18 protein-coding genes and 1 tRNA gene are annotated in these 22,940 nt (G+C 49.2%); 7 read left to right on the plus strand and 12 right to left on the minus strand.

The window, feature by feature from the left end; genetic code table 11:
* Positions 1-14: 14 nt before the first annotated feature.
* Positions 15-425, plus strand: a complete 411-nt coding sequence (locus GmarT_RS25220) for a VanZ family protein (protein ID WP_002647245.1) — start codon at positions 15-17, stop codon at positions 423-425.
* A 29-nt stretch (positions 426-454) separates the two neighbouring features.
* Here the strand turns inward: GmarT_RS25220 and zwf are convergent, their stop codons facing one another.
* Both zwf and ispG read right to left on the minus strand, forming a co-directional pair.
* Positions 455-2,014, minus strand: coding sequence for a glucose-6-phosphate dehydrogenase (gene zwf, locus GmarT_RS25225; protein WP_002647244.1), 1,560 nt, complete (start codon positions 2,012-2,014; stop codon positions 455-457).
* A 66-nt stretch (positions 2,015-2,080) separates the two neighbouring features.
* Complete coding sequence (gene ispG, locus GmarT_RS25230) at positions 2,081-3,226, minus strand: (E)-4-hydroxy-3-methylbut-2-enyl-diphosphate synthase (RefSeq protein WP_044238582.1); 1,146 nt, start codon at positions 3,224-3,226, stop codon at positions 2,081-2,083.
* A 207-nt stretch (positions 3,227-3,433) separates the two neighbouring features.
* Between ispG and GmarT_RS25235 the strand changes: the two genes are divergently transcribed.
* Positions 3,434-4,891, plus strand: a complete 1,458-nt coding sequence (locus GmarT_RS25235) for a tetratricopeptide repeat protein (RefSeq protein ID WP_002647242.1) — start codon at positions 3,434-3,436, stop codon at positions 4,889-4,891.
* Between the two features lie 82 nt (positions 4,892-4,973).
* Positions 4,974-5,369: an outer membrane protein assembly factor BamB family protein gene (locus GmarT_RS25240; protein WP_002647241.1), complete on the plus strand. Its 396-nt coding sequence runs from the start codon at positions 4,974-4,976 to the stop codon at positions 5,367-5,369.
* Between the two features lie 32 nt (positions 5,370-5,401).
* Here GmarT_RS25240 and GmarT_RS25245 read toward each other — a convergent pair whose 3' ends face one another.
* The 8 genes from GmarT_RS25245 to GmarT_RS25280 form a co-directional block, all read right to left on the minus strand.
* The gene (locus GmarT_RS25245) at positions 5,402-6,463 is read right to left on the minus strand and encodes a GNAT family protein (protein WP_002647240.1); all 1,062 of its coding nucleotides are present in this window, start codon (positions 6,461-6,463) and stop codon (positions 5,402-5,404) included.
* A gap of 168 nt (positions 6,464-6,631) precedes the next feature.
* Positions 6,632-7,042 carry a (deoxy)nucleoside triphosphate pyrophosphohydrolase gene (locus tag GmarT_RS25250; protein WP_002647239.1) on the minus strand — a complete coding sequence of 137 codons (411 nt, stop codon included), beginning with the start codon at positions 7,040-7,042 and terminating at the stop codon, positions 6,632-6,634.
* 38 nt (positions 7,043-7,080) lie between these two features.
* Positions 7,081-8,094, minus strand: a complete 1,014-nt coding sequence (locus GmarT_RS25255; protein ID WP_002647238.1) for a PIN/TRAM domain-containing protein — start codon at positions 8,092-8,094, stop codon at positions 7,081-7,083.
* Positions 8,095-8,831: 737 nt separating this feature from the next.
* Positions 8,832-9,344, minus strand: coding sequence for an ExbD/TolR family protein (locus tag GmarT_RS25260; RefSeq protein ID WP_002647236.1), 513 nt, complete (start codon positions 9,342-9,344; stop codon positions 8,832-8,834).
* Between the two features lie 58 nt (positions 9,345-9,402).
* The gene (locus GmarT_RS25265) at positions 9,403-9,873 is read right to left on the minus strand and encodes an ExbD/TolR family protein (RefSeq protein ID WP_002647235.1); all 471 of its coding nucleotides are present in this window, start codon (positions 9,871-9,873) and stop codon (positions 9,403-9,405) included.
* Positions 9,874-9,945: 72 nt separating this feature from the next.
* Positions 9,946-10,878, minus strand: coding sequence for a MotA/TolQ/ExbB proton channel family protein (locus GmarT_RS25270; RefSeq protein WP_230682413.1), 933 nt, complete (start codon positions 10,876-10,878; stop codon positions 9,946-9,948).
* Between the two features lie 126 nt (positions 10,879-11,004).
* Positions 11,005-12,051, minus strand: a complete 1,047-nt coding sequence (locus GmarT_RS25275; RefSeq protein ID WP_002647233.1) for a tetratricopeptide repeat protein — start codon at positions 12,049-12,051, stop codon at positions 11,005-11,007.
* A 78-nt stretch (positions 12,052-12,129) separates the two neighbouring features.
* The gene (locus tag GmarT_RS25280) at positions 12,130-15,780 is read right to left on the minus strand and encodes a tetratricopeptide repeat protein (RefSeq protein WP_002647232.1); all 3,651 of its coding nucleotides are present in this window, start codon (positions 15,778-15,780) and stop codon (positions 12,130-12,132) included.
* Positions 15,781-16,287: 507 nt separating this feature from the next.
* Between GmarT_RS25280 and GmarT_RS25285 the strand changes: the two genes are divergently transcribed.
* Positions 16,288-16,372: transfer RNA gene (locus GmarT_RS25285), tRNA-Ser, on the plus strand.
* Between the two features lie 140 nt (positions 16,373-16,512).
* On the opposite strand, the gene GmarT_RS29620 is transcribed toward GmarT_RS25285, so the two are convergent.
* Both GmarT_RS29620 and GmarT_RS25290 read right to left on the minus strand, forming a co-directional pair.
* Entirely contained in the window at positions 16,513-16,659 is a 147-nt protein-coding gene (locus GmarT_RS29620) for a hypothetical protein (protein WP_002647231.1), read from the minus strand.
* 237 nt (positions 16,660-16,896) lie between these two features.
* A complete protein-coding gene (locus GmarT_RS25290; RefSeq protein ID WP_002647230.1) occupies positions 16,897-17,691 on the minus strand; it encodes a ZIP family metal transporter in 795 nt (264 codons plus the stop codon).
* Between the two features lie 450 nt (positions 17,692-18,141).
* Between GmarT_RS25290 and GmarT_RS25295 the strand changes: the two genes are divergently transcribed.
* The 3 genes from GmarT_RS25295 to GmarT_RS25305 all read left to right on the plus strand — a co-directional run bounded on the left by GmarT_RS25295 (position 18,142) and on the right by GmarT_RS25305 (position 22,901).
* On the plus strand, positions 18,142-19,128 hold the full coding sequence (locus GmarT_RS25295; protein WP_002647228.1) for a DUF1559 domain-containing protein: 987 nt from the start codon (positions 18,142-18,144) through the stop codon (positions 19,126-19,128).
* A gap of 87 nt (positions 19,129-19,215) precedes the next feature.
* Entirely contained in the window at positions 19,216-20,013 is a 798-nt protein-coding gene (locus tag GmarT_RS25300; protein WP_002647227.1) for an ABC transporter ATP-binding protein, read from the plus strand.
* Positions 20,010-22,901 (plus strand): ABC transporter permease, encoded by a 2,892-nt coding sequence (locus GmarT_RS25305; protein WP_002647226.1) that lies wholly within the window; start codon positions 20,010-20,012, stop codon positions 22,899-22,901. Before GmarT_RS25300 ends, GmarT_RS25305 begins: the two co-directional genes overlap by 4 nt.
* Positions 22,902-22,940 lie beyond the last annotated feature (39 nt).

The raw sequence follows: 22,940 nt of genomic DNA on the forward strand, positions 1-22,940 counted from the left end.
TTTACAGGGACGTTATGAACCGTTATCAACTACTGATACGCAGCGGATTGATTCTTTACTGGATTCTCCTGTTCACGGCGACTCATGTTCCACTCAAGAAGGGAACTATCCCGCAGGGGACCGATGTGCCCCTGCACTTTATCGCTTATGCAGGGTTGGCGTTTCTACTGACATGGTGGCTGTCACTGAAATGGGACAGGCTGACGATAAAACGACTGTTACTGATTTTTGCTGGAGTCAGCCTGTTTGGTGTGATTGACGAACTGCTGCAAGGCATTCCCGTCTTACAACGCGAACCGAGCATCAAAGACTGGATTGCCGATACAACCGGCGCGCTTCTGGGAATTGTGCTATTTCTGCTAGTAAGCAAACCGCTGCTGTTAATCAGAAACCGTCTCCAGCAGGAATCCGATCAACCGAATTGAATCGTGCAGTTACTGGCCAGCATCTCCAATTACAACTTCTTACTCGTGGAAGGAGTGCGCCAGCGCCGCTTCGATTTCTCCAGCAGATTAATTGCACCTGCGGGCCCCCAGGTTCCGGCGTAATATGGTTCTGGTGTATGCTCGGGCTTCTCCCATTGCTCCAGTACGGGAGTCACAAACTTCCAGGCGGCTTCTAACTCATCGCTACGGGTAAACAAGGTTGAATCGCCACGTAGAACATCCATCAGCAATCGCTCATAGGCTTCAGGCAGACTTGTGTGGTACGCATCTTCAAACGCGAAGTCCATCGTGACCGGTTGAATCTGATACTGCATTCCAGGTCGCTTCGTCGAAAATTTCATTGAAATCGACTCTTTAGGCTGGATGCGGAAGATCAACTCATTCGGCTTGCGCTCTACCATCGAACAGATATCGCCATCACATTCCACGGTTGTAAACAGATTCATAGGAGGATGTTTGAACTGAATCGCTATCTCACTCACACGTTCGGGCAGGCGTTTCCCCGTACGCAGATAAAATGGGACCCCTTCCCAGCGCCAGTTTTCCACCAGAACTTCCATCGCAACAAACGTTTCTCGTTGTGAGTCGGCGGGCACGCGTTCTTCTTCCCGATAACCGGGAACCGCCTGATTCTGCGATTGCCCCGCGGTATACTGACCGGCAACAGCCCATTCCGAAATGGGACCTTTTGTCCCCGGCGTCAGGGTTTTGAGTACTTTAAGTTTTTCATCACGGATTTCTTCACCGCTGAAGAGTGCCGGTGGTTCCATGGCAATCAGACACAGCAACTGCAGCACGTGATTCTGCAGCACATCCCGCAAGGCGCCAGATCGGTCATAATAACCGCCACGACCATGCTCAATTCCCTGTGATTCCGCCACGGTGATCTGTACATGATCAACATGATTACGATTCAGCAGAGGCTCAAAGATGGAGTTACTCAAACGGAATAACAGAATATTCTGGACAGTCTCTTTACCAAGATAATGATCGATGCGGTAGATCTGGTCCTCGGATAAAAGTTCGCTCAACTCCTGGCTCAGTTTCTGTGCCGAAGTAAGGTCGTGGCCAAACGGCTTTTCAATAACGACCCTTAACCATTGATCGTCTGTGTTGCGGGGGATCATCTCTGCTCGCGAGAGTGCCTGTACTGCGGGATAAAACAACGAAGGGGCCGTCGCCAGGTAGGCGACGCGTTTGGAAATTACATCTCCCACCGTCTCACGTTCCACAGTTTCAATCGTGGATTTCAGTGAAACATGGTCGCTCTTGTCCGTAATATCAACTTCACGGTAGTAGAGCCGTTTGGAAAACGTAGCCCACTTCTCATCAGATACCGTTCCAGTACGGGTAAACTGCGCCACCGATTCACGCTGTTCATTGCGAAACTGTTCGTCCGTTTTGGAACGACGAGCCAGACCGATAATCGGCAGTTCCTCTGAGAGAAAGCCTTCGCTCCACAGGTCATATAACGCGGGAATCAGCTTACGCGCAGTCAAATCGCCGGAAGCACCAAAAATCAGGATGGTTGCTGTGGTCAGGTCGCTAGCGGAACTTGAATTGGCCATGAGTTACATCCATGCTTTTTTCGAGAAATGAATTTCGGAAATATTGAGCGCGCCAGGAACAGGTGATTAAATCTTTGCCGACTGCTGTTCAATCAACGCGTCCAGTTCGCCTTTGAGTCGAGGCAGTATATCATCATAAGAATAGCGTCCCAGTGATTCGCTCCCCTTTTTCAGATTTACATAATTCGGCCCGCACCAGAGCCCCAGGTCGGCGTCGTCTGTCTCACCAGGACCATTGACCCGGCAACCCATCACGGCAATCGTAATTTTATGGTCTTTGGCATACGCGGTCATCTGTTTCACGTCTGCCGCCAGATCCACGAAGACTTCATTCTCGACACGGGAACAGCTGGGACAGCTGATGATATTCAATCCTTTCTGATCAAAATCGACAACCGATCGAACCCGGCCGGCAGCAATATCATTCAGAATGGAATGCCCGGCTTCAATCTCTTCTCCTTTGCGGTCATTGGGAACGGTCAGAGATACACGAATCGTATCACCGATACCTTTACTGACCAGTTGTTCGAATGCGATCCGGGTTTTAATCACTCCGTCCGGAGGCAGGCCCGCTTCCGTGACGCCCAGGTGCAGTGGAATATCCGGTCGTTTCGCGGCAAACCGGGTGTTGACTTCAATCACTTTCGCTGGATCAGAATCTTTCAATGAAACACAGAACCGCGTAAAATCAATGGATTCCAGAAATTCACAGTGATCCAGTGCGCTTTCCAGCATCGGCGAAATGGAATCATGTGGATCATACTTTTCCAGCTTGGCCGGATCGACGGATCCGCAGTTCACTCCCACCCGCATCGCACAGTCATTGTCTTTCGCAACTTCGGCGATAAAACGAACTTTTTCCTGCCAGGCTTTTTCCGGCTCATGGTGATAGAGATGCCCCGGGTTATACCGCAGTTTGTTGACGTATGGGGCAATCACTTCCGCCAGGCGATAATTTTCCTGCAGATCGACGGTCAGCGGAACGGTGGTCTGCTTACGGATTTCAATTAACGCTGCCGCTTCCCGCTTATTATCGACTGCAATTCTCACGATATCCGCCCCCGCCTGTTCGAGCGAGTGAATCTGGGCAACGGTCGCGTCGATGTTGCTGGTCTTGGTAGCAGTCATGCTTTGGACGGCGATGGGATGAGCGTTTCCAATCGTCACTGTACCAATTCTCACTTCTCTGGTTGGATTACGTGGTAATTGCAAGTTGTTTATTCCTTATAAGATAAAACCGCTGATTGGCCCTTTAACGGGCTTCCGGATTGTAAAAGATCACGGGCTCAACGTCCATTGATGAAAAACGCGAAAAATCAATTGGGATTGACAGATTTTGGATGTCGATTTACAAGCCTTCGGTCAATTAATTGCATTTTATGCAAAAAGTGCGGATACACAAAGTAGGTGAAATAAAAAATGAATCGTCAGATTGCAGGGATGCTAGTCGGTTTATCACTGTTCAGCGGATGTGGTTCTGAGTCGCAACCAGCTTCACAGCAAGCAGTTAAACCAGAGAACACTGCTAAAACAATAGCGCAGACTACGACTGAAAAAAAACGGGAAACCAGTTCAGAGGAATCGCTTCCGCATCAGAAGCCGAATTTAACAGCTTCCGCCCCTGCGCAGGCAAAGGTCGATGATACTTCCCTGCAGAAAGCCGAAGAATTCTTCCTGCGAGGCCTGGAGTTTCAGAAGCAGGGCAAGCTGGCTGAATCGACACAGGAACTGACCATGGCGATCAAATTGAATCCCCAGGTTTCCCGGTACTACTTTCATCGAGGCAGTGCCTGGGCCGATTTAAAACAGGACGCCAGTGCCATCGTCGACCTGACGAAAGCGATCGAGATGGACCCGAAAAACGCACAGTACTACTACACGCGCGCACTATTTTTCATGACACGCGGCGGTGCGGAACTCGCTGTGAAAGATTTCACCAAAGCCATTGAGTGCAAGCCAGACAGTCTTCAGGCATTGAACAATCGGGGACTCCTGTTTGCGACGACAGGCAAACTTAAGCAAGCCCGTGCAGATTTCGAACGGGTCCTGGAAATCAAACCAGACAGTATTGATGCGATGAATAATCTCGGGTTCGCATTAATGAATCTGAATGAAACGGATAAAGCATTAGAAGTTCTTAACAGAGTACTGCAGCTGAACCCCAAATATCTGAACGCCTACGACAACCGGGGACTGGTCTGGCAGAGACGCAAAGAGTATGACAAAGCCATCGCTGATTTTACGAAAGCCATTGAACTCAGTCCCAACAGCCTGAAATTTTACCGGCAACGAATGACCGTGTATCAACTGGCAGAGCAGCCTGAGAAACAGAAAGCCGATGAAGAAAAAATCATCTGGCTGCAGAAACTGGCTGGACTGAATGAGCGACTTGCCAAGACCCCGGATGATACCGAGCTAATTCTGGAACGTGCCCAGTTTTATCTGGCATCGGAAATGCGCGAAAAAGCGATGAAGGATTATGCAAAAATCGTCGAACTCACGCAGGACACGGGTCGTGGGTATTATATCCGCGGTGCGTTGTACTTAGAGGAAAACAAGCTGGATCGCTGCATTCAGGAATGTTCCCGGGCCATCAAAATCCAGCCTCAACCGGAAGCATATTCCGTGCGTGGTGATGCATTCATGAAACAGGGAGATGTGGAACATGCACTGCGCGACTTCGAACGCGCCAAGCGGATCGATGAAATTGTCGCCAAAGCCTATTTGATGCGTTCTAAATCTTATAAGGAACAAGGCGAGCATAAAAAAGCAGCCCAAGACTATGAACGTGCTGTTGCCATCGACCCTTCTCTCGGACCTGGAAAACTGGACAAAGAGAAAACAGCAGGTAAACCCGTGATTCGGCCTATTCAATAAGGCTTTGATGCAGGCTGCTGTCTCGTAGTGTCGCCACAGATCTATTCCATTTTACATATTAGTGCAAACCAGGCAGGTCCTCATGAGCGGTGGTTTTCTGGATGAAAATGGATACGCAGAGCATTCTTCTCAGCCGGCGAACGAACTGGATATCACTGACCTGTTATTCGTCAGTTTCAATTCTCGGGTGGTCGCGTTAAACCGTGATACAGGAGCGCTGCTCTGGTCCTGGAAATCGCCCAAAGGTCGTTCCAATTATCTCGCGATTCTTGTGGATGAAGAACAGCTCTTCGTCTCAATCGATGGCTATACCTACTGCCTGGATCCCTTCACCGGACGTGAAATCTGGTTTAATCCCCTTAAGGGTTACGGATATGGAATTCACAGTCTTGCAACTGCAAATTTCAATACTGGATCTGCAGCGGCGGCGGAGTTAATAGCCCGAGAGCAGAATCGGCAACAACGTGGTGCGCAGTAACTGAAGCAGAAAACTTCAGAAACATAACCGGTTCAGGACAGCAGTTCTGCATTGGTGAGATGCCAGTGATTTTCATCAAGAAGGGGTTCAAGCGAAAAATCCTGGAATTCCGGATTGGCATACACAAACACGTTTGTCTGTGAATGCCTCTGGAAAAAACCGAAGCTGGTCAGCAGTTTCGAAACTTCTTCACGACCAAAGTAATTCATCACGATGGTCTCCATACCAATCTGACGACAATAACCGCTGAAAGCCGTCAGCATCAGCCGAAATGATTTCAGATCTCGATAGAAAAAATCCTGAATGCCAGCAGCAAAATCACCACCGCGCCCCGTCTCTCCCAGTACAAACACCATGTACCCCAACAGACTCTGATTGCGGTCTTCCAGAGTCATGATCTGAAACCGGGTACTGGGTTCCTGACGAAAACGCCATTCCAGAAACTCGCGTGTCCGCTCAACCATCACCAGGCCTGCAGAATGCTCACGGAACAGAGTTTCAAAGCGTTCATCAATCGGGGCATCAAAATTGATTTTGTTCTGATGGGGTAAAAATGTCCGTGTCTCCTGTGAATAGAGCCGTAAACCCAAATCGGCCAGCCAGGCAACTCCTTTTCTGACCAGGGGTGATGAGATTCTGTCTTTGAATTTGTATTCCGTACGAATGGGTTTGACCCAGTGCTGGAATGTTCCCACCTGTCGATAGCGACACCGCTTAAATACAGCCGTCGCAGTATCAGTCATACCATATACAAAATTGAAATCGGTATCGGGCAGGTGCGCAATGAGAGCGCGTTGTAATTTTAATGCAGCCTGAGCAGACCGATGCTCTTCATCGATATTAATTGATTCTGCCTGGCCTACCGCTAAAGATTTGCCGTCACAACACATGCGACGTGTTAATAAACCCGTCGAACCAATCAGCTTTCCCGCAGATTCTTCATGCGCAAGCCAGCAATAGTTCTCACCGAATGGATTCTGATGGTGAGACCAGTTAAACCACTGAGAGTCGGTTTTCTTAAAGTTCCGATTAATCAGAGAATTCAGTTCTTCCTGATCGTCACTCGGGGTCGCCTGAGTGATTGAATAGTCCATGCTCTGGAAACCTGTCAATGCATTCTGTTGAAATGTGAAAACAGTCGCGCGATATGTTGGTGAAGTCTAGGTCACACGGGGTGAAAGTCAAATCGGATCAGAACGACTGATATCTGTTTTCCCATCAACACTTTTATCACAGATGGCATTGCATTATAAGCTGGTGTATTACGAAGCAAACTGTTGAACCAGCAGGTCCACGATCGCAGAGTTCGCCGCTGGGAAACTCAGATCAGGCAGTTCTTCAGCCGGTATCCAGTGAAACCCGTGCAGGGTCTGTTTGAATAATTCATCAGAGGCATCCGCGGGCCGACAGAGCCAGAAATCCAGATCGAGTTCAGCATGATCATAACTATGTTGAACCGAAAGCAGTTCATGGACTGGTATCACTTCCAGACCGGTCTCTTCCCTGCACTCCCTGACAGCGCAGGCCGAGGATGGCTCCCCGGTATGGCATTTCCCACCAGGAAACTCATGATAGCCTGCCAGAGGCGAATCCCCATCTCGAATACCAACGAGAAATCGCCGCTGATATTCCACAACGGCAATTCCAATATGACTGACTTTCCGGTTACTCATGATCGCGCTCCGTTTCCGCCGGAAAAGATAGGGCAATCTCAACGATTCTCAGTCACACGACCGAAGATCATGCGACCCGCGCTACTCTGTAGAACACTGGTAACAACAGCATCCACATCTCGCCCGACAAGATGATTGGCCTGTTCACAAACCACCATTGTACCATCATCCAGATATCCCACACCCTGTGCCTGCGATTCTCCTTCTTTGATGATTTTTAACTGAATGTGTTCACCAGGCAGATAGCGTGGTTTCAATGAGTTAGCGACATCATTCAGGTTGATCACATCGACTCCCTGTACGCTCGCAACCTTATTCAGATTGAAATCGTTGGTGACAACTTTTCCACCCAGTTTTTTAGCGGCAACCACCAGCCTCTGATCGACGGTGAGCCCCTTTTCCTTGTCGGTTTCCTTGGCTTCGTACATCGAGATATCGACGGTCGGGTTATTCTGCAACGTGGAGAGAATGTCCAGTCCACGACGACCTCGCACGCGACGAACTTTATCGCTGCTGTCAGCGATATCCTGTACTTCTTTCAGAATGAAATCGGGAACTACCATTTCGGAATCCAGAATTTTCGTTTCTACGACATCTGCGATCCTTCCATCAATCAAAGCACTGCTGTCCAGCACCAGCGGACGCCCCCCCTTCAGTTCTCGTGAGAACTCAACATAGGGAACAATAAACCGAAAGTCATCTTTGGTCTGTAACAGAAAGGATATACACAGATAAGGCAAGGTCAGGGTCGTAATCATGACCACTCCCTCACCCCAATTTGTCTTGGAAATTACCGGATCTAAGGCCAGTTTCAGCAAAAAGCTCAGCAGCACTCCAACCAGCAGGCCGAAATAAATGGCTGAGATAACTTCGATCCGTTTGCGGCCAACGAGCAGGTCCAGGCAGGTTACTGCCTGTGTGAGAATCATCAGCAGGACAAACGCAATCAGCGGAGACTGATCGACGGGACTGGGCGGGTTAGAACTGACAAAGGTGGCGATAGCGCCAGCGCAAACAAATGCGTAGAGCACACGGATACTGATTAACAACATTACAAATGAGTCACTTTAAGTCTAAGGCAAGATTCTAGTTACTTGTCCCCATCAATTCTCGTATGCTGAAACTCATCGTAAAAAACAGGTGATTCAGGCTGATTTCAATCGCTTGAATCTGATCCAGTAGCATCCCTGTTCTCCGGAAATAAGTCTCAGACATCCAGAGAGATTGGGAATGATTTTGATTTTAGCTCAAACAGGCATTCTGCAAGCCGGGTCATTCCCGCGCTGCATTCAACCCTGTGAAAAGTCCTCATCCGGAATATCCAGACAGTACTTCGTTCACTCCGTAAATAGTTTGAATTATGACAGCCAGCCAGATTTCAATTCGGGACCTCGTCTATTCCTTCACTGAATATTCGTTTTAACGACTGACTTTCACTCCTCCCGATCTTCACAGAGTGCGAGGAAACAAAATCATTGTGTGATCTCCCAAACACACAACAGACATCAGCTGTTGCTTCCCGGTCTGTTAAACCGTGAAAAACAAAGCTGTTATTAAAAACCATAATACCCGTTTCGGGTAAAGGATCATCGTACACTATAGCCAAACAAATATGCGGTTGCTACTGAAAAGGAAACCAGAACCATTGATTCTAACACGAATTTCGCAAACATCCGGCAGAAGCCTGAACTGGAGATCTGTCTATATTTCCATTGACTAGAACAAACGAAAACAGCTCACAGACAGACCTGCCTGAGAGCTGTTCGAATGAATTATTGCCGTTTCACGATTAACTGCCCGCATTCGGACCACCCACCGGAGGTGCAAACTTGATTTTTTCGATGTAACGGATAATGCGCTTCCCGGAAGGATCCAGACGTCCGGTACAGGCACTCACTGCTTTCAGGGTATATTCGTAATGCAGGTTGTAATCGGATTCCAGCTCGACTTCCATATCTTTAGTAATCGGACTTCCTGGTCTACCAATAATTTTCAGAATCTCATGATTCAAGCCAGTGAATACATTGGGACCGTTTCCCAGATTGTTTTGACCTACCCGAATCGTATTGAGTGAACCGTCTTCATTTGCAACCAGTCTGACTTTAATGTCAGTCTTGAGGACAGGTTCTTCAGCAGGAGCATTGCTGTCCGTAATAGGCATGTTCACATTAAAGTCGCCTTCAGGCTCCACGATATTCAGCGTTAACATAAAGAAGATCAGAAGCTGAAATACCACGTCGATCATCGGCGCCATCTGTGGCTCGATTTTTTCTGCTTCTCGACCTGAGCTGCGTAGTTTCATAGGAATTGATCCTGAAAAAATAAAGACTGTTTCGTCAACAGTATTCTATTTAGGGTCGTCATTCGATTTTTTGGGTTGCCTTGAAGGCAAATTTGGTGAAGCCGTTTTCCTGTGCCAGTTTAATCAGGTCCTGAACCAGACCTGTCTGCACCAGTGCATCTGCTCTCAGAATGACAGGCACGTCTTTCGGATCCTGATTTTTCTGCTTGTAAATACGTGCTTCCTGTTCGAATTTCGGTCCGAATTTCAGCACGGGAATCTGCTCGCCGTTATAAAATATATAGGCCTCGGGATCCGTAATCTCCCCTGCAGCGTTCCGGTCAAAACCGATATTCAACACCAGCTCATCAGCGGCTTTCACTTCTGGTGGCTTCGCCAGAGAATCCGAAGGCAGCTTCACCCGTTCATCCGCCTGAATCTGTTCGAAGTTGGTAATCACCATGAAAAACGCGATCAGCTGAAACACGATGTCGATCATCGGCGTCATATCGACGTCAGCCACCGCCGGTTTTTTGGTTTTAAGTTTCATTGAACCACTCTTTACTCAATCAGGGTTTGACAGGATGCAAAATGCATCCTGTCTGTTTGATCAATGACATCATTATTTGCTGCTGGAAGAGAAGCGGTTCATCAGGCTTTCACTGATCATGCCGACTTCCAATGAAAAACGGGCAACCCGGTTTCGCAGCAGGCTGTAGAAAATCATCGCGGGAATCGCCACGGTCAAACCTTCCAGAGTTGTAAACAACGCAGTAGAAATTCCATCCGCCAGCTCAGACGGTTTCGGTGACGTTGCCGAGTTGGCAATTGTCTGGAAACTCAAAATCATACCATAAACAGTACCCATCAGTCCGATCATCGGCGCGATCGCACCGATCAGAGCCAGGTAACTCAGTTTGTGTTCCATGGCCATGTTTTCGTCCTCACCAACCTCCTGCATGCCTTCTACGGCTTCTGCATAACCCTGGTTCAGCTTACTCAGACCAGCTGCCAGCACACGTGCGACAAACGAATCATCGCTTTTTGCCAGCTCGTAGGCTCCCTGGTAATCTTTGCTATTAATTTTTTCTTCAAAGGCACCAATCAGATCGGGTGGCATGAGGTTATCACGACGGATGGAAAGTACATTCGCCATAATTAAGGCTACCATCAGAAAAGAAAGCAACAGCAGGATAAAACCAAAAAAGCCTGATGCCCGGATCATCCAGGACAGGAAACTTTCTTGTGTAGCCGGTGCCGCATTTCCAGCAGGAGCGGCAGCTGGTGCTTCACCACCACCGGCAGCAGGTGCTTCACCCGCTGGCTCAGCAGCCGGAGCGGCAGCTTCACCTGCAGCTGGTGCCTCACCCGCAGCAGGCGCCGCCTCATCCTGAAAAGCCCAGCTGTTCGCTGGCAGACCGAACGGCGTCAGTACGACGGCCAGAAGTAATAATATGCTCAGGCTACGAAAAGCCAGTGAAGTCTGATTCCGTTCCAAGGAATTCCCCATCATCATCGTTGTGGTCTCCGGTCTACTGAAAGGAGTGTTAATCATGGATATCTTGCTGTTAGGACTGAATGCGTCTTAAATACAAGTGTGCTATTATTTATAGTCCAAAATTGCATTGTAAAGGGAAGACCTGATGAATCTTGCCAGCAATCTGACTTTCACGTCGATTTATCAGCTTTTTGTGGCTTTTTGCGTCCATTCACTGTCCGGATACTGCTGCTGCAGAACCGCCCGGGCTTCATTTCCCCGCTCCGGTTTCTGAACTTTTCCCCAGAGCGTCGACAGGTGATATAAAGCCTCTGCATGTACAGCCGGTTCTGAAGGAAACAGAACATCAACATGCAGATAAGCTATCAACGCCTCTTTCGATTCACCTAATGCCTGGTAACAGTCACCTTTTTTCAGATAAGCCTCCGCCAGCAGACTACTCTGACTGGAGCTGACATTTTTGATAATTTCATCCAGTACTTTGATCGCATCCTGAGGTTTGCCATCTTTCTCCAGACAGATGGCGCTTCCCAGCTGGGCAGCATGTTTATTTGCCAGCTCACCAGGAGTCTTGCCGTCCATCTTGGCAACAGTTTCGAAGGCTGCCAGAGCCCCTTTTGTGTTTCCCTGGGCAAGCAAGACCCGTGCTTTCATATTCTTGGCGTCCATCTGGTAATCCTTCCAGGGGGAGCGCTCGACTGTGCCAAATGCTGAATTTGCAGCCACATAATCTTTTTTCGCCAGCTGGGATTCTCCCAGCAGTTTCATCGCCGGGTAATAACTGAAATGATCTGCGTTGGCTTTGACAAAATCATCCAGCAGTTTAATGGCATTGTCTAATTGAGCAGGATTTGATTTGGCACTGCGGGCAGTCGCACGGGCAATCATGTACTGCAGACTCTTTTTCAGATTCGGGCTCGCTGAGCCCTCAGCTTTCTTATACTCTTCCAGAGCGGCTGCATAATTTCCATTCTGTTCCTGATTGCGGGCAATATTCAACTGCGGAGGCTCACCTTCCCAGCGAACACGTTCGATTTCATTCGCCGGTATTTTAACATCGGTTGCCCCGCGTTTTAATGTCAGCTCGGTCTTCGTGTAGCCGCTGACATCTCCCAGCAGAGGACTGCTGCCATCATATTGATAAATCGTATCTGCAGCGGTTGCATTTGACGCTGTCAGAATCGAAATTCCTGCCAGTAAAATCAAACTTGACCAGATCGGACGTTTCATGAGTAGATTGCTCCTCAACGATAATTGAAATCTCATCTCGAGTTGATGCCTGTATTCAGAATTATTTCAGCTTAAAGATCAGCTGTCCTGGGATTCACTTTCGGGACGAGGTCGTGACTGTTTCTGTTGTTTTGCCTGGGCTGCTTTTTTCTTGGCAATCGCCGCTTTCCGGGCTGCAATTTCTTCGGGCGACATTTGTGCTAATTTTGCTTTACGGGCAGCAATTTGTTCCGGTGTCAGTTTACGTTTTTCGTTACCGGAATCACTCTTATTGGAATCCGCTTTCTCCGTCGGCTGCCTGTTTCTGGTTTTCTCAGGTTCTGATTTGCTGCGAGGTTTCCCATCAGCAATATCAGGCAGAGATGACTTTGACGGTTCTGATCGACTCGGTTTTGGGGTCGGAGGTGCCGAAGCAGGAATATCGGAAGGTATTGTGACATTTGTCGCTAACTGATAAGAGGGACGCGGTGCTTTCTTACCAGGCTTTAATCCAAAGAAGTAGAACGCGACTGCACCACCAACTCCTACCAGCAGAAGCAGCACAATGATCATGGTATTGGAACCCCCAGCAGTCTGTTCTGTCGGCTGCTGTGCCACTTTCTGTCGGGTATCCGCCGGTGTTTCTGTCTCCAGAGCAGTTGCATCATTCGCTGCTACAGTTTCACTGGCACTCATTCGTCGCGCCAGATCCTGTGGATCTTCTCCCATATCAATCTGGACCTGACGATACAACTGGTTGAACCGCTCCCAGACATCATCCGGAAGATCAACATTGGTCTGGCCAAATACATTGATTTCAGATTTTGTGCGTTCCAGACTGCTGGCATCATTCACTGCGATTGCATATTTTCGCAGTGAATCCACCTTATTATACTGGGCATCGAAATACATTTTCAGATACATTTTCTTCAGATCTTCACGACCTGGCGAATCCAGCGAATTTTGGAGAAGCCGGGCCAGATAATTCCAGCCACGAATCACCCCACCGTTCTCCAGTTCCATCCCGTTAATGGCTTCCAGATATTTTTTATTGTTATCGCCTTGACCGCTTGCAGCCCAGGCCTGCAGGAGACTGGCAGCTTCAAACTGTACTTCTGGTGAATTATCTTTTTCCTTCACAATGGGAGCGAGCAGTTTCATTGCAGCTTCGTACTCACCCTGCTCCCGCTTACAGTTTATCAGACGCAGTGTAATCCCCACTTGAAAATTACCCGGAATAAATTCGCCAGTCGCATCCTGGCGTTTCAGTATTTCTTCGAACGCTGCAGCAGCTTTGTCATAATAACCACGCGCCACAGTCGGGTTCTCACTGGCCCCCTGTCCCATGCCATAATAAGTTTCACCAATCCAGACCAGCGAACCATAGGTCTGATCTTTTCGTTTGAAGATATCTGTCAGAAATGTTTCCAGTGATTTTCGTACATCGTTAATTCGTTTGGTGTCCCCGGCAGTTTTCAGACGTTCAATCTCTTCCGTAATTTTCTCGCCCAGCTGACGATACATCTCGGTAATCGATTCGCCGCCAGATCCTGAAGCGGATTCTTCCAGTTCTTTCATCGCTTTACGTGCCAGATCAATCTGCTGCAAACCAATATAACCCCGCAGTTGCAGCTGGTAGACCAGATTCGCAAATTCGCTGCTCTGTACTCCCTTCGCAGGCCGTTTAGCCCCTTTTGCAACATGAATGGCCTTCAGAACCGAATGCGGGTCTTTTGTCAGAATGTCAATCGCTTCCTGATATTTCCCGTTATTCAAGGCAATTTGAGCCAGTGATGTCTTTGCAGCAGTCAAATTTTCGGGAGTCTTTGCTTCCGGCGGCAGAGACTTCAAAGTCGCCGCGATTCCAGTGCGGAGATGTTTCTCAGCTAACTCTGACCACTGTTTTGCATTTTCTGGTTTCGTTTCAGAACGACGCGACATCGCTGTCAGATAGCTGTTCCAATATGCCTGCCCGGCTCTGATTTGAGCATCCGTGTATTGTGGCGCTGCGGGTGGAACCTGTGAAAACCATTTTGCTGCTTCGGCTGGTCTTTCAGTTGAACTGTAAATATTACCCAGCTGAATCCGGGCATCATTCGCACGTCCACTTTCAGGCCATCTGCTGGTAATCAGGTTACAGATCGCCTCCATGTGCTGATTGTCTACGTAACGCAGATCCTTGGGTGAATCGTTATAAGCCTGCAGGTAACCAGCCAGCGCCAGGTAAGCCGCATCCAATGACATGCCTCCATTGACTTTGTCATCGCTCTTCGCCACAAACTCTGCCAGAATCGCACATTCATAACTGCGTCTGAGATTGTAATAGGTGTAACTCAAAAGAAATCGGGCGTGATCCAGTTCCTTGGGGTCCGTTTTATTATCTGCCAGTTTCAAAGCGATTCTCAGGATACGGGCAGTTTCTTCCATGAACTGAGTCAGTTCAACCTGAGCCTTCTTTTTATCCGCTGGTGTCTTGGCTGCTGCCAGTTTGTCTTTTAACGTTTTCGTCTGTTTATTGCGATCCTGCCCCAGGCCGTACGCAGTAGCAAAATCCTGAGGATCTCCGCCTGAATTCCCCTGTATCTTCGCATTGATTCGACCTACCATCAGCCGGGAAACATCGCGATATTTACCCCGGAACGCATTCACAAACCGGGCATTCGCCAGGGCTTGCCTGAGAATCCGATCCTGATCACCCTTTTTCGTACTTTCCTGATTTGCCAGTGCCTCCTGGGCTCGCGCCAGTTCCCAGGTAATCCCCTGCCCTATGGCAGTACGACTATGGGAACGATTATCTTTCAACCATTCCTCGGCTTCATTAATCACCAGCTGATAGTCTTTTTTCTTCTCATCATTCAGACAGATCAATCGGAACTGCAGACAGTTATCTTTCAAACCTTTGATCGCCGAGGACTTACCGGGGTGCCCCAGTAATTCATTGTAGATCCCCAGCGCCTGTCCCAGTTCACCCTGTTCTTCAAAACACTTTCCTTGCCACATACGGGCGTATAATCCACCAACCTGACTGCGATAACGTTCGTGAATTTTGGCATATTCTTCGGCAGCTTTTTTCAGAAGCCGATTGAAATCAGCACTGCCGGGATCGTAGGTCTGTGCCTCAGCATAAGTGCATTGTGCCAGATCCAGCTGGGCACTCATGAATTGGATTTCAGCTTTGGCCCGGGCTTCGTATCTTTCCGGTTCTTTCTGTTTGTCGATGAAAGTCGCAGGAAATGACTTCCAGGTCTTTTCGTGGAGATTATAGGCTTTCTGAAAGATATCCCTGGCCTGGGCCACCAGTTTTCGTGCCGCCTCCTGATGGGCTTTTTTGTTATTCTGTTCCGCAGGCGACTGTGCTTTGCGGCCTTCTACTTCCGCTTTTTCCAGAATAATTTTCCCGCGTTCTGTATTCGCAGTCCCTGCCATGGGATGATTCGGGTACTGCTTTGTGAACAATGCCAACTGTGCCAGAGCCAGATTCAGTGTTTCTTCCTGCTCCTCGGGCTGAGTTTGAGTCCGCGAAAACATCATCAATGTCATCGCCCGCTCAAAGGGAATCAGTTCCTGAATTTCCTTGGGAGTCGTTTTGTCGGCGGCAATTTGATCAAGATACTGCAATGCCGTGTCGTGATAGTTTTTATCCCGTAATCCCTGGAGAAATTCGAGATATTGCTCTTCTGCGGAAACAGAAGAGACCATTGTCAAAATCGTAAACAGACTCACGATCGATACAAAATGGAATAGACGCATATTATAAATTCCATCGCTAATGTACGGATGAACCGAGGCCGTGAAAGAGAGGACGCTAGACCTGTGAAATCACGAGTTTGAAGGCAGCCACACAGAACATGGACATACCTCGGCTCTCATTATACCTACTTCATCTACTAAATGTTCGCTGTCAGATAGTCATTTTCTATGTGAGTTGATTTTCCAAAGATGATGGTGAACCAACCTTTACAAAAAATATCTATAAATAACAGCATATCCCGACTACAGAGAGTCTGCAAGAAAGATGCAGGGAATCGTTTACATTTCGAGACCTTCAACTGGTTCTGACAATAGCGACCGTGATTCCGAAATGCAGGCACGCTGAAATTCTTACGACAAAACAGCAAAGATGGTTGGCAGCGAAGGCTGGCAATAACAATTTGAGTGTTGTGAAGTTCTGCCTGTTCGAATTTGACGCTGCCTGGTGATCTGACTATGCTGTCAGTTCAATAGTAAATAATGATCTGAAACCGAGATCATTCCACCGGAGAGGTGACAGAGTGGCCGAATGTGCCGGTCTCGAAAACCGGTGTGCCGCAAGGTACCGGGGGTTCGAATCCCCCTCTCTCCGCCTTTTTTACTGGCACTGTTCTTAACTGCTGTGCTGGTAGAAATTTGAAACTTCATAATTCTGCTCCTTTTTAGAATTGTGGTAAAATTGTGATAGATGCCTGCCCGCTGTGTTACAGCCGGCAGGCATTTGTTTTGGACTCAGCATTCCTCGACTGAGCCACCGTCTTTAGCCTGTTCTGATGCTTCAGCTGCCTGTTCTTTACTACTGTCTGTCTCCTTAGCAGCAAACCGTTCAATGCTGGCGCGAGTGTCCTGTTCCAGTACGTGCGTGTACCGCCGCAGCATTTCCTCGGAAACATGACCGCCCCAACTGCGAACCGTAGTTGGGGGAATCCTCTTGGCAAGTGCTTCCGAAATGATCTATTCGGATGAATGACGTTTGGTGGGCATGCTGCCTTCTCCTCAATCGGTCCAGAATCCTGAGTAGTGTATCAGGTTCTGGTTCCGGTTAAGGGGCAGCGTCAATTCCGTGAACTTGTTTTTCGTGACTTACATAACTGCTAAGGCTGTTTGAGCAAACATTTAAAAATGATGTGCGTCGCCCATCACGAAACGAACTAATGCAGTGATAAACAGGCCGGTTACCATCGCCAGAAAGCAACTTCTTTTACCACAGTGTTCGATTAATGAGGCATGTTTCATTTCGTGCAACGTACCCATATAGAGGAACGTGCCGGCTCCCAGTGAAAAAACGACGGCTTTGACGATTGCAGCTGAAGGCGAAAGGTCATTGTGAATAAATCCACCAAAGATAATTCCCAGTGGAGTGCTCAGTGCAAAAGAAGTAAACAAAAATATTATTTGCGATCGAGAGAGTGTGCTACGAACCATTGTGAGCATTAACGCAAAGGCCGCAGTTCCCTTATGGAGAATAATAGCGATAAATATGAAAGTAGCCTGGGTATTATCACTCATTCCCAAGGTGGTTCCTAAAAAGAATGAGGGGAGTGCGATCATCGTTGTCATGACCAGTGGGATACGCGCTGGCAACCGCCCATTTTTGATCTTGATTCGTTCTCTCTCGATTGAATGCATCGTCATATGTTCCATCGCAAGCAGGCCCAGAAAAGCAAGAATGGCAATGACGGAACCAATTGGATAATTGAGTTCTGGAAGCTCTTCTTGAAAAATATGAAAGGAGGCAGGAAGTAACATGGTCAATGAAAGAGCAAGAAAAACACCTGAAGAAAACGCTTCACCTCGCGGGAATCCTCCATTCGTGCGGATATGTGCTGTTTTGGTAAATGGAAAATACCCCCCGGCAAAAGCAATCAACAAGATAATGAAAAGGTGAATCCATTGGATTACTGTTAACATGGGGCATCGATTCGATGAGAACTGAGATGGATTGGTCGTCGAAGCTGGATTGAATTCGTACGTCAGCGTAAATTAAATTCATCTATACAGAAATCAATCTTATCTGGATACACCTGAGATTCAATTGATTGACGACGTTAATCAAGAATCCCGAGACAGATCAGTTCCCCCAAAAACCACGACTCTCGACTGCCAGTTCTTCGACACTACTGTCGGTTTATCTGACAGCAGTACTATTTGGTGATCGACCTGCCTCTCAGAAACATGCATGGTATCAGGCAGCAAAGCGATGAGGTCATTCATAAAACTCGCTGGTATGGTTGTTGCAGTATGAATGCGGTTTGTACGCCGATGAACTTCGCCAGCTGCAGCCAGCCTCAGGATCACCTTCTCAATCCACTCATCGGCCAATCTCGCAAATGAGTTATTTATATTGAGGAAGGTACTTCCATGCGCATAAAACGTGGGTTTACACTGATTGAACTTCTGGTAGTCATTGCGATTATCGCAATTCTGATTGCTTTACTTTTACCTGCTGTGCAACAGGCACGTGAAGCCGCCCGCAGGACACAATGCAAAAACAATATGAAGCAAATCGGACTGGCCCTGCATAATTATGTCAGTACCTACGGTGAGACGCTTCCCAATGCGGGTAACCCGCTGACCAGTGGCTACCCCGATGACTTCTCACCCCTGGCTCGTCTGCTGCCGTATTCCGATCAGACAAACCTTAATAATCTCATTGACTTCAACCTTCATCTGGGACACCCAGCATTTCAACCCTTACCTGCAGAGATGCAACCTGTGGCGAAGACGGTCATTCCCATGTTCCTGTGCCCCAGCGACCCGGGTCCCCAGGTAGCAATTGAGCCTTACCAGAATCTGTATGAATATGCCGGCTGTAACTATGCAGCCAACCAGGGTGACGGTGTGGATTTCGACAATGGCAGTACCTATGATCCCATTCATCCGCTGGCTCCGGGTAATGGACTCTTCTGGGTAGGAGCGAAGAACAAAATGCGCGACATCGTGGACGGTACCACCAACACGATCGCTTTTGCCGAATCAACACGCGGACCGGGAACCAGCACAACCGGGACCAATAACGATGTGAGAATGTATCGCATGGAAGGAGGATATGTCGAGGTTGCAGCTGCGCCTCCTTATCCGAATACAGAAGGATCACGCATGCTCTCCTGGTTGCGTGGCAGCGTGCCGTTTGGACCGGTCATGAATGGTTATCTGACACCCAACAGTAAAGTTCCCGATGCCGTGACTGGTTCTTCCAAGCTGACTGCCGCCCGCAGCTATCACAGTGGCGGGGCTAATGTCGTGCTCTGCGATGGCAGTGTTCGCTTTGTGGGGGACTCTATCGACCAGACCCTCTACCATGGGCTCTGGACGCGCGCCGGGGGAGAAGTCATCGGCGAGTTCTAAACTTGAACTCCCAGAAGATGACGATTCGTATATTTCTCAGTATTTAATTGTGCTTTATGTGCGCAGATAACAGGAAGAGAAGAATCCGTGCCCAGTTTACAATCTACCACCGTATCCAGTGATGCTGAATCTCAACCCCTGCTGATTGAAAATCTGACAAAGAGTTTTGCACAGGGAGATAAACGAATTCTGGCTTTGAATGGAGTCTCTGCTGAGGTTAATCAGTCTGAGTTTGTTGCCATCATGGGCGCCAGTGGATCAGGAAAAAGTACACTGTTGAATCTGATGGCGGGCATTACTCAACCCGATCAGGGACGGGTACTCATTGATGGGACTGAGATCACATCGCTGCGCGATCCCGCTTTGACCCGCTTCCGCCGCCGAAAAATCGGCCTGGTCTTTCAGTCCTTTAATCTGATTCCCACGCTTACCGCGCGCGATAATATTCTTCTCCCTGTTCTCGCAGGAGGAGAACAGGGACCACTGAGTGTCAACGAATTACTGGAACGAATCGGTTTACAGGATCGGGCGACCCACCGTCCGGATGCCCTCAGTGGAGGGGAACAACAGCGAATTGCCATTGCCCGGGCATTGATCTCGGACCCTGCTCTGCTGCTGGCAGACGAACCGACGGGCAGTTTGGATTCGGTCACCAGCCAGACGATCTGTCGCCTGATGAAAGAACTCCGTGACGACCTGGGCCGCACAGTGATTGTCGTGACCCATGAACCTGACGTTGCCATGTGGGCCGACCGAGTCATTGTTCTCCGCGATGGTCAGAAACTGACAGAGTTCGAAACAAAACAGTTTCCCGATGCCCAGGCACTGGCTGCTTTTTACCAGGAAACAGTTCTCTCATCTGGATCAGGAGCCGAGATACTATGAAGCTGATTTTAAAGCTCCTCTTCGGACAGATCCACTGCCATCCCGCCCGTTTCCTGCTAACAGCGTTATCCATTGTCGCTGCTTCCGGTGTAGTCATCTGGGTAGTCAGTGGTTATGACGCGCTGACCGCACAGTTTGATGATTTTTCAGATGACTATCTGGGCCGTTATCAGTTTGTCCTGGCACAGGCGGAAATTCAGACAGGTGTCGGCGCGGAACCAGAAATCATGCTTCCTGCAGAAATCATACAGGAAATGTCCCAGGATGAATCAGTAGCGGAACTGGTTTCTGAATCTCAAAGCCGAATTCAGATGAAACCATTAAAAAAAAGAGTGCCCCCTGGCAAACGGGCAGCTGCGAAGTCAGACAGTTCACCTGATGGCAAATCACAGTCTGCCGCCACCAGGAAACCGGATACAAAAGGGCCTCCTGGCCGTCGCGGCCCGAGCTTCATTCCTCCCCTCAGTCCAACCCTGGTAGGAACCAATGCTGTGAATCCCCCCTACCCCATGAAAACTGGTCGCTGGATTGAGCCCGGCTCCGATGCCCGCGAAGCGGTCATCAGAAGTGGCAGTGCGGCTGCGTTTAATGTCACGGTAGGCGATCAGGTTCATCTCCAGCAGGTCAACCGCGAGTTAGACGTGACCATTGTCGGAATTGTGGAGCAGGTACGTTCGATCGGTGGCTTTCGTGGACCGAGTCCGTCGCGTGGGCCAGCACAGTCAGCTCTCTATGTTCCGGTTTCTGTTGCTGAAATTGTCCTGGGAAAGTCCCCTCCCCCGATCACTATTTCGCAAATTCGCTTGAAGGAGACTGCACAGCCTGCTGAATTCAAAGTCGGGTGGGAATCACGCCTGTCCAGTCAGACTCCCCCTTTGACCCTCATGTCGACCAGCGACATCACCGAAGATATCAGTAACAGTCGCGCCGTTTCCGGTGCACGCAGTCAGGCCTGGTCAGCTACCGGCATCGCATTACTGGCGGCCTTGTTTATCATCTTTACTGCATTAAGCATGGGCGTCAACGAGCGGACCCGGCAGTTCGCGGTGCTCAGAGCGGTCTCCATGACACCGGGACAGATTGGACTATTAATTGGACTGGAAAGTCTGCTGCTGGGAGCCATTGGCTGGCTGGGAGGTCTCGCCGCTGGGTGGGGCATTCTGAAACTGATGCAGTCAGCACAACCTACTCTCTTCACACAGGAGACTGGTCTGGGTCAGTGGTGCATCATACTTTCCGGAATCTGCGCATTTGGCGGCGCGCTGGCGGCTTCTGTTTTTCCGGCCTGGCAGGCAATGCGTGTCAGCCCGCTGGAAGCGATGTCAGCCCGTTCTACAACCACCGGTATTTCTCGAGGTTTATTGACGACACTGACCGTCATCGGGTTGATTATGATAGCGATCAACCCCATTCTCATTTTCTTCTGGCCGATGCAGCATCAGTCACAATATGCAATTTATGCGGCTCTGGGCTACTCGACGATGGCGATCGGATTTGTGCTGCTGGCACCCATTACGATCACGATCATTGAGCGTGTTCTGGGGCTCCTGGTGGCACGAGCTTTATTCCTCGATCCCCGGCTCCTGTCAGCAGAGCTTTCTTCCAATCTCTGGCGAACACTGGGCACATGTGTGGCGCTCACACTGGGTCTGGGATTGTTTGTCTCGACTCAGATCTGGGGCTATTCCATGTTGAAACCTTTTGTCCCCGGTGAATGGGTACCGGACCTGCTGGTTAATTTCAAAGAGGGAGGCATTCCTGATAACGCATTTCAAACAGTAGCACATGTCGACGGATTTCGTGCAGAAACCTGCCTGCCACTGGCTGTGGAACAGACAAAGCTCAAGGAAGATCTGACAGGCAGTAAGGAACGTACTTCCGTCTCACGCCAGGATTCAATCGTGCTGATTGGCGTCGATCCAGAACGGGGCATCAATGCTGCCAACCCGCTGTTGAAACTTCGTTTTGTGGAAGGTGATCCCCAGACCGCTGCAGAGCAGATGAAACATAATCGAGCCTGTATCATTCCCGATCACTTTGCTACAGAAGCAAATTTAACGCTGGGAGATTCCTTTGAAGTCCTCCTGCCGGAAGATCCGAACAAAGCGTTCCGGTATGAAGTCGCGGGAATCGTCGATCTGCCCGGCTGGCACTGGATGACAAAACTTTCAGGGCTGCGTCGTCGCGGCGACAGAGCCGCTGCGATGGTCTTTGCTGATATCGACACCGTGCGACAGGACTTTGATTTTAAGAAGATCAATTTCTTCTGGACACAAACCGAAGCTCACGCTTCACTGGATGAAATGGGGAATTCACTGCAAAAGATTGCTGCCACATATTCAGGTAAAGCGCAGCCAACTAATTACCAGGGAACCTGGAAGATCGGTGCCACCAACTTTGGTTCAGCTGTCCGCATTAGTACCCGACAGGGAGTACAGGATCTGATTCATAACCGCGCTGACGGAATGATCTGGGGTATGAGCCAACTGCCCCTGGTGACGCTGCTGATCGCAGGCCTGGGGGTTCTGAACACTATCATGGCTTCCATCCGGGCTCGCATCTGGAATATTGGTGTCATGCGGGCAGTGGGACTCTCCCGCTCTGCATTGGCACGGTTGATTCTGGCCGAAAGCCTGCTGGTCGGTCTGGTCGCCTGTTGTCTGAGCCTGGGATTTGGAATCATGGCGGGCTGGTGTGGGGCGGGGATCTCACAATATGTGAGTTTTTTTGGCGGGCTGCACCCTTCCCTGGTTATCCCCTGGAAGCAGATCGGACTGGGATTTGGAATCACCCTGTTCCTCTGCCTGACTGCTGCTTTGTGGCCTGCGTTTTCGATCTGTCGTATGAAACTGCTGCATCTGTTGCAGTCAGGCCGCTCTGCGATGTAAGGCAGAACGTATCTAGTCTCTCACTGATTCCCCTTGACT

This window comes from Gimesia maris (assembly GCF_008298035.1).
Classification (GTDB): Bacteria; Planctomycetota; Planctomycetia; order Planctomycetales; family Planctomycetaceae; genus Gimesia; species Gimesia maris.